We start from the raw sequence: 11,896 nt of genomic DNA on the forward strand, positions 1-11,896 counted from the left end.
CGGCCGGCGAATCTGATACAATGAACGAGGAACGGGGCCCGGTCGGCATCGGCAACGGCGCGTCGTTCGACGAATTTCGGCGGATGAAGCGGCCGTTCCGCGTGCGTTTTTATATTTATTCATTTTGTAGTTATATTATTTTAACACCAGAGCGCGAAGGATGGCAATTTAATATTTTTATGAAGCCGATAAGCGATTATTTCCTGTCCGCATTCGGCATGATGAAGGAGAGGATACCATGTTCGAGAAAATTCGACAAGCAGGCGCCGCCGTTCTGGCGGGCGCGATTCTAATCGGGGCGGCCGGGACGTTCGGCCCGGCGCGGCCGGTCGCGGCCGCCGAAGCCGAAGCCGCGGCCGCGCAGCCGCAGACGTACCGGATCGTCATCCTCGGCGATTCCGTCAGCGTCGGCTACGAGCCGGGCGCCGCTTCCCAGGCCGACGTCTACGGGTACGCCGACAGGCTGCTCGAGCAAGCGCTGCTCCGCGGCCGCGCCGAGGAGAGCAACTACGCCGTCCTGGGACTCACCTCGTCCGGGTTGACGAATCTGCTTCAGGGCGCCAAGGACAAGAAGCCTCTTACGGGCTCGCAATTGCAGGACTTCGCCAAGTACGGCGACGCCCGCATCGCCGAGGAAGCGAACAAGACCGCGGCCAGGACGGCGGAACTGAACGCCGCGCTCGCCCAAGCGGACCTGGTCGCCCTGACGATCGGAGGCAACGACTTCCTGGATTACATACGGGGGCTGGCGGAGCTGGAGACGAAGGACGCGCTCGAAGCTATCGATCGGGACATCGACACGAGACTGAATAATTATACAGAACAAGTGACGCAAGCGATCCGTCTGATCGGCGAGCTGGCGCCCGGCGCTTCCATCAAGCTGTCCGATCAATATTTGCCGATACCGAAGCCGTTCAACGCCGATCTCTACGACCGCTTCGTCAAGGTGACCGACGATCTCGCGGAACGGCTGGACCGGATGGCCGAGCAGCTCCGGGCCGAAGGCATCGACATCGGCATCGTTCACGTCCGGGACGCCTTCCTCGGCAAGGAGATGGCCTACACGCACATTTTCTACGAGAAGGACGTCCATCCGAACCAGGCCGGCTACCTCGAGATGGCCAAGCGCTTCTCGATGGCGGTATGGAACGAGTACACGCCGATTCCGACGGCTTCGAAGGGAACGCCCGCCTCGCCTGCGGCGCCCGCCATCTACATCGACGGCCGGCCGCTGACGACGGCGAACAAGCCCACGCTGAAGAACGGAACGACCTACCTCGCCTTGAGCGACGTGGCCGCGGCCACGGGAGCCCGGCTGACGTGGGACAACAAGACGAGGACCGCTACGTTCCGCAAGAACGGCGGCGAAGTCTCGATTACGATCGGCGCCAAGACGATGAAGGTGAACGGAGCTTCCCGCGAGCTGGCGGCTTCGGCTTACCTGGAGAAGGTCGGCGGCGTCCAGAAGACGTACGTGCCGCTCGCCGCCGTCGCGACGGGGCTGCAATACCAGGTCGTCTACCGCGCCAAACTGAATACCGCATTCATTCATTCTTAAGCAACGCGCGCGTTCGCCGGTTCGTTCCGGTTAGTATGTCCAGCCAAAGGCGGCAAGCGACACAAAAAAAAGGTTGAGCCGGGATTCTCCCGCTCAACCTTTTTTGGATTCGTTTAGGATGTCGCCCTTTACTTGGACACCTTGACCCGAATCGAGACCGTCTTGCCCTCGAAGGTGGCTTTGACGGTCGTGCTTCCTTTGGCGACGGCCGTAATCGTGCCGCCCGCCACCTTCGCGACCTTCGCGCTGGTCGCCTTCCACTGAGCTCCGGCGGTCGCGTCGACCGTCTTGCCGTTCTCGTAGACGGCCGTGATTCTCACGGTAGCGGTCCCGCCCGAAGTCAGCTCGACCGTCGGGCTGGATGCCGTCAGCTTGGTCAGCTTCGGCTTGACGGAGAACGGAACGGTCAGCTTCTTGCCCTGGAACGTGGCCGTCAGGCTGCCGTTGCCCTCCGCCAGCGCCTTCGCGCTCGCCCCGTTCACGGTCAGGATCGATTCGTCCGACGAGGTCCACTCGATCCGAGATCCGAGCGACACCTTCTTGCCTGCCTTCGTCTTGCCCGTGACCTTGATCGACTTGGACTTCTTGATCGTCAGCTCGATCGCGGAAGGCTCGATCGTATACGTAATGTATTCGTCCTCCACGACCGCCTGCAATTTGATCGTCGCGTTCAGGTACGTGCCGGTCATCGTCGCCTTGGACGCGACCAAGCCCTTCCACGTCAACGCCGAGTCCTTCACGAGCACGTTGGCCGAGGAAGACTTCCAGGTTACCTTGTCCTGGATATCCTCTTCTTCCCCGTTCTCGTAGATGACGTGGATCGTCGGGTAAGGGACTTCCTGGCCGGTAATGATGCTCACGCTGCTCGAATCCGCCACGAGCAGGTGGACCTTCTTGTTCACGTTAACCGTCAAGGTGACGGCGAACGGCTGGCCCGCCGCGTTCTTGCTGTTCGGCAGCGTGGCCGTCAGCTTGGCGACCCCCGTCTTGAGCGCCTTCCACTTGCCGTCTTCGATCGCGACGATCTCGTCGTTATCGGACGTCCAGACGACCGCGTCCGAGACCGCGACCGTGTCGCCGGACAGCGCTTCGCCGGTTACGGCCGGGAAGGAGCCCGTCTCGCCCGCGTACGTATCGATGGTCTCCTTCTCCAGCTTGAGGGAGGTGACCGTCGGGTAGACCGTCACCGTAATCTGGCGGGTCAGCCCCTTGTAGGAAGCCTTGATCGTCGTCGTGCCCGCGCTCTTCGGCGTCACGTACGTCTTGCCGTCGGCGCCTTTGGCTACCGTCGCCACGACCAGATCGGAAGAGGTCCAGGTCGCCTCGTCCGTTACGACCTCGCTCTTGGTCGCGTCCTTCATGACGTAAGCCGTCACTTCCGCCGGCTCGTCCTGAAGCGACAGCTTCATCGTCTTCTCGGGAGTCGTGCGCAGCGCTTCGTACGGAGTGCGGACGACGAACGTCACCGATCCGGACACGCCCAGATAAGTAGCCGTTACGCTCGCCGTGCCGACGCCGACGAAGGACACTTCGCCGTCTTCGCTGACCTTGACGACGCTCGCGTTGGAGGTCGTCCAGGTCGCCTTGTCGGTGACGACCTCGTCGGAGCCGCCCGTCTTCAGCTGGGCGGATGCCTTAAGCTGCAGCTCGTCGTCGTCCACCAGCTTCTCGACCGGTCCCGCCGGGTCCACCGTCAGGCTCTTGTACGGAGACGCGATGGTCAGGACGACCGAGTCGGTGCGGCCGAGGTAGCTGACGGTGATCGTGGCCGTGCCCGAAGCGACCAGAGTCACTTCGCCGTCGTCCACCGTCGCGACGCTCGAGTTCGACGTCGACCACGACGCGTCGTCGGTGACGACCTTCGAATCGTTGCTGTCCGTCCCCTTGCCGTATGCCGTCAGAATGAGCGGGTCGCCCAACTGCACGTTCATCTTGGCGTCGACGGCCACGCCGTCCTTCTGAATCTCGATGGAACTGTACCTATATAAAGACTTCATCGCAATCGTCGCCGTGTATCCGCCGTACTTGCCGGTGATGACGACGTTGGTCGCGTTGGACTTCGCCGTGACGACTCCCCCGCTGACGCTGACCGCCGAATTCGACGACGTCCACGTCGCGCTCGAGGTGACGTCCTTCTTCGAAGACGAACCGCTAATCGACGCAATCAGCGACAGCGCGATCGAATCTTCGCCGACGTATACCGTGGTCGTAGGAGCCGACAGCTCCACGCCCGTCACCGTGTCTTCCGCGGAGGCGATTCCGCCCGCTTGTCCCCAGACCAGGGCGATCAGCAGCAGCGCCGCCACGAACCGATAAACGAACGGCTGTCCGCGGCCGGGCTTCGCCCCCGTCTTCTCCATCTGGTTGCTTCTCATCGTGTGGCTTATCCTCCTAGGGCAAAAAATTCCATACACCCTTTATAACGGCGGATCTTCCCTCAAAATGAACCGATATGAACAAAAACGGGACGTTAGTCTCAAATTCGGCGAATCGGCAACGAGGAATCGCGGCGGCCGCGGACTTCGCTTCCGGCGGCATTCCTATCCGCCGCGCCAAAAAGCCGCTCCGCATAGAAGCGGAACGGCTGTTGATGAACATCTTCGCTTGGGTCTGCCTGCCTTGGTCCGCGCGGCTCACGCGTTCGCGGAAGCGCCGCCGTTCAAGGCGCCGGCTTCCGGCGCGAGGTAACGGTCCGCATGCCGGCCGCGTACGGCGAACAGAACGAGAGTCAGCGCGATGAACGCGACGGCATAGATGGCCAGCGTCCACAGGTTCGCGGCGATCTCCGAGCCGTCCCCTCCGGCGAGCGTCAGCCGCATCGCGCGGATCGCGTACGTCATCGGCATCCAGTCGCCGATCGTCTGCAGCCAGCCCGGCAGCAGCTCGCTCGGGTACGTGCCGGCGCTGGAAGCCAGCTGCAGCGTCAGCAGCACGACGGCGATGAAGCGCCCGACCGTGTCGGCGAGCGTCACGAAAAATTGGACGATCGTCATGAACGTCAATCCGATCGCGACGCTGACCCCGTAGAAGAGCGGAACGTTCGGCACGTCGAGCCCGATGCCCGCGATCAGCACCGTGTCCACCAGCACGGCTTGCAGCAGCACGAGAGGTGCGAACAGGAGCAGCTTGGAGAGATACCACCGGAAGCCGCTTCTCACTTCGCCGGCCGCGTCGCGAAGCGGAATGATGATCGTCGACATCAGCACGCCCACGTACAGGCCGAGCGAGAGGAAGTAAGGCGTCATGCCGGTTCCGTAGTTCGGAATGTCGGCCAGCTTGTGCTCCTCGACCGCGATCGGATCGGAGAACATCTCGCTCTGCTTGTCGGTGCCCTTCACTTCGGACGCTTGCCGCGACGCGTCGCCCAGCTTATCCGACAGCTCCTTCGAGCCGTCCTGCAGCTTGTTCAGGCCGCCCTCCAGCGTCTTCGAGCCGTCCGTCAGCTTCGCCGAGCCGTCCGTCACCTGCAGCAGCCCGCTGCCCGCCGCGCCCAGCCCGGCGCGGAGCGATTCGGCCCCCGCCGCGAGCTCCCCGGCTCCCGTCGCGAGCTTGGACGCGCCTCCGGAAGCCTCCGCCAGCTTGCCGCTGAGCGTCGCCAGCCCGGTCTCGAGCTTCGAGACCCCGGCCGGCAGCGCGGACGCGCCTTGCGCCAGCTCCTTCTGGCCCGCGGCCAGCCGTCCGGCGCCGTCGGCCACCGCGGCCGTCCCGTCCTTCACCTGCGCCGCGCCGGAAGCGACCGACTCCGCCGCCGCCAGCAGCTGCTGGAACGCGGCGTCGTCCGCCATGCCTCCGTGCGCTTCCGCATACTGCTTCAGCCCGGCGGCGAGCTTATTCGCCCCGTCGGACAGGCTCGCGCCGCCCGCCTTGGCCGATTCGGCTCCCGCCGCCAGCGTCTCGCCGCTCGCCGCGAGCTTGCCCGCTCCCGCCGACAGCTTGGCCGCCGCCTCCGCAGCCTGGGCGGCGCCGCCGGCCAGCTGCCCGCCTCCCGCGGCCAGCTGCTTCAGCCCGTCCGCCAGGCTCACGCTGCCGGAGGACACAGTCTTCGCTCCGCTTGCCAGCTTCGAAGCTCCGGCCGACAGCTGGCCCACACCCTGCTGCACCTGGGTCGCCCCGCTCGCCAGCTTCGCGAGATTGTCGTGCAGCCGCCGCGCGCCTTCCTCCGCTTCCTTGGCCCCGTCCGTCAGCTTGGACGCGCCGTCCGCCGCTTCGCGGAAGCCGTCCGCGGCTTGGCCCACGGATTCGAACATCGCATCGGCGTAAGCCTTGGTCACCGCGTGGCCGACCTTCGTCTTGAGCGCCTCCGAAGCTTCCGCGCCGATGCGCGAGGACAAGTAATTGTAGCCGTCGTCGACGTAATATTCGATGTTCGCCGGCTCGGGCGTCTCGTCTTTAAGCGTCGTCGCCTTCCTGGAGAAGTCCTCCGGAATGACGAAGGCAAGGGAGTACCGGTGATCCCGCAGCCCCTCCAACGCTTCCTTCTCGTCCGTGAACGTCCACTTGAAGTCCTTGTTGTCCTTCAGCTCCTCGACGAGATCCTGCCCGACCTGCAGGGACTTGCCGTCCATCTGAGCGCCCTTATCTTCGTTGACGACCGCCACCGGCAGATCTTCCAGCTTCCCGTACGGATCCCAGAACGCGCCGATCAGCATGCCGCTGTAGAGCAGCGGAATGACCATCAGCCCGACCATGGACAGCATCGCCATCTTGCTGCCCGTCAGTCTCCGGAACTCGCCGCGGATCGCGCCCGCGCGCGCATTTCTCTCTCTCTTCATGTTCTCACTCCGTTCCTTTATCCCATTGCGATACGAATTGACCATTTCTCTCATTCGGTCAGTTTGCGTCAAAAAAAGAAAGCGTCAGCGAAGCGCCAACCCTTCGATGCAGTAAAACCGGAAGCGCTCGAGCACCTCGTCCTTGCCGAGCGGCTCGTGCAGATGGCGGCCTTCCGCCGTCAGGGCCAGGTACATTTTCAACATCATATACGCCGTCAGCTCGGGAGGGCACGGCCGGATCTCCCCCTTGTCCGCCGCTTCCTTCACGTGGCGCGCGATATACGAGATGATCGCCTTCTCCAGCGTCTCCAGGCCTTCCTTCGCCATCGGCGTCCCGATGTCCCGCACTTCCTGCGACAGCTTGACGGCCAGCGAGTGGCGGTCCCGGAAGTCCAGCACCCGGTGCAGCACGTTCATCAGATTGTCGGCGAACGGTAGCTTGGGATCCACCGTCTCGTCCGCCACGGCGCGCAGATCGCGGATCAAGCCGGTCATAATCTCGTCGAACAGCTCTTCCTTGTTGGCGTAAAAAGTATAGATCGTCCCCTTGCCGACTTGAGCCAGCTTGGCGACCTGATCCATCGTCGTGCCCTTATACCCGAACGTGGCGAACGAACGGGCCGCCGCCTCTGCGACTTGCTTGCGCCGGTCGGGCGTTTCGCGCTCCTGCATCGTCGTCTTGCCTCCTCTCTCTCCGGGATTCCCTGGCGACTGACCAAAATAACAATTCGGTCAGTCGGTTCTCGCTATTAAAAATATCACAGTCCCGGCGGGTTTTCAAGCCGTTTTCAAGCTTATTTTTCCCACGCTCGACCGGATCGTCGCTTGCCGTATTCCCATTTTCCTAGCAAATTTCAGAATTTGTTCAGCATCGGTTTGTATACTGAGGGCAATCGCGGCTTCGCTTGACCGCGGAATCAACTTTCATTATGGCGTATTTGGAGGGTGGGTACTCATGATCGTCTCGAGACGCAACGAACCGTTCCGCTATACGTTCGAGCCCTCGCTTAGCTGCCTCATCCGGCTGTACGAGATCAATCACAGCCACCTGGAGAGCAGCCAGGGAGAAGCCGAGATCCTCGATCTCAGCCCGAACGGGTGCAAGCTGGAGAGTTCCCTGAACTTCCGGGCCGCGCAGAACGAGTGCAAGATCGTTCTCTCGTTCAAGCTGGCCAATCCGCTCGAGCTGCGGGGGACGATTATCTGGCAGGAGCAGAAGGCGTACGGCTTCGTGTACGGCGTCAAGTTCGAGCCGGGCAAGCAGAGGGAGATCACCGAGGAGCTGAAACAGTATTCGAAGCAGAAGCTTCAAGCCGCCGCAGAGGCCGCTTCCTCGTCCGCCGCGGGCTCCGGGCAGTGACGATCCGATCGATATAGAGGGAGAATAAAGGACGAAGCCGGGCGGCTTCGTCCTTTTGCGCGTGCGGAGGGCAGCTGACGTCTCGCCGAAGAAGCAGCCTCGTCCTCTGTCTCCGCCAGAACCGATGCGGATTGCGGCGTTGGGGCGGAGTTCGTTGAACTAAAGGCAATAACTTAGGCCGGGTTGGCCGGGCTTGTTGGGCGCTCGCGAGCCCGGGTCCGGGCCAACAAGACGGGTTTTTCCGCTTGTTGGGCGCTCGGACGCCCGGGTCCGGGCTATTCCCGGCCGCGAAGCTTGTCCAGCGCCGCGACGAAGTCGTCCGGCAGCGGCGCGCGCGCCGACAGCTTCTCGCCGGTCCACGGATGATGCCAGATCAGCCGTTCGCCGTGCAGCGCCTGGCGGGAGATAAGCCCTCTCTTCCCGCCGTACAGGCCGTCTCCCGCCAGCGGATGGCCGATCGCCGACAGATGGACGCGGATCTGGTGCGTCCGCCCGGTCTCGAGACGAAGCCGGACGAGCGTATGGTCCGCGAACCGCTCCACGACTTCGTAATGAGTGACCGCCGGGTCTCCCGTCTCGCTCACCCGCCGACGGGTGGAGTGGTGCCGGTCCTGGCCGATCGGCTTGTCGATCGTGCCTTTGTCCTGGGGCAGGACCCCCTCCGCCAGCGCCAGGTAGACGCGTTCGATTTTTTTCTCACGCATCTCCTTGTCGTATTGATAATGGGCGAACTCGTTCTTCGCGTACAGAACGGGCCCGGTCGTCTCCTTGTCGATGCGGTGGATGTGGCGAATGCGGACGTCCTGGTTCGTCGTCTCGTAATACGCGGCCACCGCGTGGGCGAGCGTCCGACGCTGCCCCTTCTCGCTCGGGTGCACCTCGTAGCCGGCCGGCTTGTTGACGACGAGCGTGAAGTCGTCCTCGTACAGGACGTTCAGCTCCATCCAGTCGGCCGGGAAGTCCCGCTGCTCCTCCGGGAACAGCCGAAGCCGCAGAATCGAGCCCTGCACAGCGATTCCCTTCGTCTGCATCAGCTTCGATACGAGCTTCGGCGCAAGCGGCGTATGCGCCATCGCCTTCTGGATCGGCGCTCCCGCGAGAGCCTCCGGAAGCCGGAACTCCATCCATTCGCCCTTGCGGCGGCCCGGCTTGAGCGCTTCCGCGCGGGGAACCGCCCTTCCCGCCGACGGAGTGCGGCCCCGGCCCGCCCCGAGCGCTCCTGCTGCGGCGCCCATGGCCGGCCCGCGTCCCTCGCGTCCGGCGCCGCCGGTACGCGCGGCTCCGCTCGATCGGCCGGCTCCCGCCGGTCCGCCATGCCGTTCGCGGCCGGCGAACTTGCCTTCGCTCCGGCCGGTTCCGCCCGATCCGCCGCCGGAACGATCGCGGCGCCCGCTCCCCGCATCCGAGCGCCCGCGGTCGGAGCGCCCCTTGGCCCCGCCGCGTCCCGCCGGCTCTTGTCTCTGGTGCCGATTCCGTCCGGCTCCCCTCATCTCGATCCACTCCGTTCTCGTCTTCGCCCCACAATATAAGGGATCGAACTCCGCTTGTCAAATACGCGTCCGCCTTCTTCCCGGGCATTCGCGGCGCGCGGCCGTCCCGGCCTGCCGAGAGAATCGTCGGACCCGACCTGCCGGCCGCCGGGGCTCCGGCCAATGGCCGCAATCGCCGCCGGTCCGCGGATATCCGGAGGCAAGCCAGGGGCAACGCCCTTCCCCGCCCAGCTGCGGCCGTTGTTGGCCAGCGGACTCCCATGTCCGCCCCCGACGACCGCGAGACGACGCGTTCCCCCGATCCCCCTGATCCCCTCCTGATCCCCCCCCGATCCGCCTCGGTCCGCCTCGGTCCGCCCGGATCGCTTCCTGTCGAAAACGGCCTCTACTATTACGATTTGATTACAAACCGCGAATTCGTTCAATCTCTACAAAATCCCCCAAAATAACACCGTTTCCACTTTCTAGTTCTCGTGATAAGTTGAGAGAGCAGGGGCAAGTCCCCTCAAATCTGAGCGATTAACGGGAGGATGGAAGCATGGACACGAACGAAGAGATCGTTGTGGAAGAAGGACTGGAAGCGGTTGCAGAAGAGTCCGAAGCAACCGAAGTAGCGGAAGTCGTGGACGAAGCGGAAGCCGAAGCGGCGGCCGTAACCGAAGCGGTCGAAGAAGCGGCGGCCGAGGCCGCGGAAGAAGCGGAAGCCGCTCCGGAAGCGGCGGCCGAAGCGGCCGATGAAGCCGCCGAAGAGCCGGCTCCCGAAGCCGAAGCGGAATAATGGACTCATACCCGATACGAAGGGGGGCCTAAGCGGCAGGTCCCCCTTTCTACGCGGTCACTTGCTCTTCAGGTAGCTCCGGAGAGCCCACTTGCGCTCCCGCCTCTTCATATAACGCGGAAGCGTCCGGTAGATCGACCGGCATTCCCGGTAGGACTGCCGCGCCTCCTCCATCTTCCCCATCTTCTCGTAAACGCTGCCCAACCGGTAGTAAGCTTCGCAGGAAGACGAATGGATCTCCTGGAACTGCCGCAGATAGGCGAGCGCCTTCTCCGGGTCGCTCTTGGCGTAAGCCTCCCCGAGTCGCAAGTACGGCAGTCCGTACTTCACCTTGGGGCTGATGCCGAGCGCGCGAAGCATCGCCCGCTCCCCCTCCTCCGTGCGCCCCAGGGCCAGCTCGCACAGCCCCAGATCGCTCCAATATTCGGCGGAATGCTCCATCTGCGTCTCGATTCCGAGCAGAATCTCCTTCGCTTCCGCGTATTTTCTCCCCTCGATGTACAGCCTGGCCAGCTCCGTTTTGGCGGACACGTCGTGCGGATTGAGCTGCAGCTGGCGATTCTGCTTGGCGATCGCGCTTCGTCTCCGGAACGGGCGGACGAGACTCGGCGTCAGGCCGAGGAACCGTCTCTCCAGCGCGTACAGCACGATCAGCATGACGAGGATCGCCAGGAACGGATTGCCCAGCAGCCACCACAACATTCCGAACAGGAAAAAGAGCTTCAACGCGTTCCCCCCTTCTCCGGCTTCCGCCGGCTCCAGCCTTCCGGATTCTAGCATTCGGCATTTTTACCATCATAACACAAGTCCGCCCCGGCGGTCCCGGTTTACGTCGTCTGAGGGCGAACCCTGCGGGTGGCGGGAGCCTGCAGCGGATCGTCCGGCCAGAAGTGCTTCGGGTAGCGGCCTTTGAGGTCCTTGCGCACCTCGAAGTAGGCGTTCCGCCAGAAGCTCGCCAAGTCGCGCGTCACCTGGACCGGTCTCTGGGCGGGGGACAAAAGGTGGAGCGTCAGCGGAATCCGGTTCCCGGCGATTCGCGGCGTGTCGGGCAGGCCGAACATCTCCTGCAGCCGAACGGCGAGGGCGGGCGCGTCCGGATCGGAATAGTCGACCGGGATGCGCGAGCCGCTCGGCACCGCCACGTGCGTCGGCGCCTCCCGTTCCAGCTCGCTTCGCCGCTCCCACGAGAGGGAGGCCTCCAGCACCTGGGTCAAGTTAAGCCGCTGCAGGTCGGAGCGGCTTCGCATGCCTTCGGCGTAAGGAGCGAGCCATTCCTCGAGGGTCGCAAGCAGCCCTTCGTCCGTCCAGTCGGGCCATCCGCCGGCATGGCGGCCGAGGAACAGCACCCGCTCCCGAAGCTGGCGGGCGGAGCGGCTCCAGGGCAGAAGTCCGAGCCCGGCCGCGCGGATCCCCTCGAGCAGCGCCGCCGTCACGAGAGCCGGGTCGGGCTTCGCGACCGGACGCTCCCGCAGCAGAATCGCTCCCAGCCGGCGGACCGACCGCGCCCGGACCGCTTCGGCTTCGGGATCCCAGCGAACGAGCTCCTCCTCCTTCATCAGGTCGGAGAAATGCCGCTCCAAATCGTCCTCCGCCAGCGCCGCCGCCAGTTGGATGCGGCCCTCGAGCCCTTGATCGTCGAGCTCGGCCGCGACGACGAATTCCTCCTGCGCGAGCGGCTGGCCCTCGGGCATCGAGGCGCCGCGGCCGACGCTGAGCGTGTACTTGCCGGCGCCGCGTCGGCGGCCGATGCGGTCCGGATAGGCGAAGCCGAGCAGGACGCCGCAGGCGGCGAGCTCGTCCGCGCCGCCGGACCGGAGCGAGCCGGGGGAGGCAGCCGCTGGGGCCGAGGAGGCCGCGGCGGACGCCAGAGAGCGGCGCAGCTGAGCCGCCTCGGCGAGCAGCCGCTCGCGGACGCGCTCGTCGGCGTGCGCGCCTCCC

At 64.4% G+C, this 11,896-nt stretch carries 10 protein-coding genes; 4 read left to right on the forward strand and 6 right to left on the reverse strand.

Annotation, left to right across the window (positions count from 1 at the left end; all coding sequences use genetic code 11):
• The first annotated feature begins 20 nt into the window (after positions 1-20).
• Positions 21-293 carry a hypothetical protein gene (locus H7B90_RS15815; protein ID WP_185136865.1) on the forward strand — a complete coding sequence of 91 codons (273 nt, stop codon included), beginning with the start codon at positions 21-23 and terminating at the stop codon, positions 291-293.
• Positions 239-1,558, forward strand: a complete 1,320-nt coding sequence (locus H7B90_RS15820; RefSeq protein ID WP_185136866.1) for a stalk domain-containing protein — start codon at positions 239-241, stop codon at positions 1,556-1,558. Before H7B90_RS15815 ends, H7B90_RS15820 begins: the two co-directional genes overlap by 55 nt.
• Before the next feature lie 128 nt (positions 1,559-1,686).
• On the opposite strand, the gene H7B90_RS15825 is transcribed toward H7B90_RS15820, so the two are convergent.
• The 3 genes from H7B90_RS15825 to H7B90_RS15835 form a co-directional block, all read right to left on the reverse strand.
• A complete protein-coding gene (locus H7B90_RS15825) occupies positions 1,687-3,933 on the reverse strand; it encodes an Ig-like domain-containing protein (RefSeq protein WP_185136867.1) in 2,247 nt (748 codons plus the stop codon).
• Between the two features lie 258 nt (positions 3,934-4,191).
• Positions 4,192-6,330, reverse strand: a complete 2,139-nt coding sequence (locus H7B90_RS33430) for a YhgE/Pip domain-containing protein (RefSeq protein WP_185136868.1) — start codon at positions 6,328-6,330, stop codon at positions 4,192-4,194.
• 84 nt (positions 6,331-6,414) lie between these two features.
• The gene (locus H7B90_RS15835; RefSeq protein WP_185136869.1) at positions 6,415-7,002 is read right to left on the reverse strand and encodes a TetR/AcrR family transcriptional regulator; all 588 of its coding nucleotides are present in this window, start codon (positions 7,000-7,002) and stop codon (positions 6,415-6,417) included.
• A 283-nt stretch (positions 7,003-7,285) separates the two neighbouring features.
• On the opposite strand from H7B90_RS15835, the gene H7B90_RS15840 reads away from it, so the two are divergent.
• Positions 7,286-7,690, forward strand: a complete 405-nt coding sequence (locus H7B90_RS15840; protein WP_185136870.1) for a PilZ domain-containing protein — start codon at positions 7,286-7,288, stop codon at positions 7,688-7,690.
• Between the two features lie 275 nt (positions 7,691-7,965).
• Here H7B90_RS15840 and H7B90_RS15845 read toward each other — a convergent pair whose 3' ends face one another.
• Positions 7,966-9,180, reverse strand: coding sequence for an RluA family pseudouridine synthase (locus H7B90_RS15845; RefSeq protein ID WP_246578396.1), 1,215 nt, complete (start codon positions 9,178-9,180; stop codon positions 7,966-7,968).
• A gap of 538 nt (positions 9,181-9,718) precedes the next feature.
• Between H7B90_RS15845 and H7B90_RS15850 the strand changes: the two genes are divergently transcribed.
• Positions 9,719-9,958 carry a hypothetical protein gene (locus tag H7B90_RS15850; protein WP_185136871.1) on the forward strand — a complete coding sequence of 80 codons (240 nt, stop codon included), beginning with the start codon at positions 9,719-9,721 and terminating at the stop codon, positions 9,956-9,958.
• A gap of 57 nt (positions 9,959-10,015) precedes the next feature.
• Here H7B90_RS15850 and H7B90_RS15855 read toward each other — a convergent pair whose 3' ends face one another.
• Both H7B90_RS15855 and H7B90_RS15860 read right to left on the reverse strand, forming a co-directional pair.
• Positions 10,016-10,684: a tetratricopeptide repeat protein gene (locus tag H7B90_RS15855; protein WP_185136872.1), complete on the reverse strand. Its 669-nt coding sequence runs from the start codon at positions 10,682-10,684 to the stop codon at positions 10,016-10,018.
• A 101-nt stretch (positions 10,685-10,785) separates the two neighbouring features.
• Positions 10,786-11,896: ATP-dependent helicase C-terminal domain-containing protein (locus H7B90_RS15860; RefSeq protein ID WP_311772736.1), on the reverse strand; the 1,111-nt coding region annotated here is incomplete at its 5' end.

It is taken from the genome of Cohnella xylanilytica (genome assembly GCF_014212175.1).
Taxonomy (GTDB): domain Bacteria; phylum Bacillota; class Bacilli; order Paenibacillales; family Paenibacillaceae; genus Cohnella; species Cohnella xylanilytica.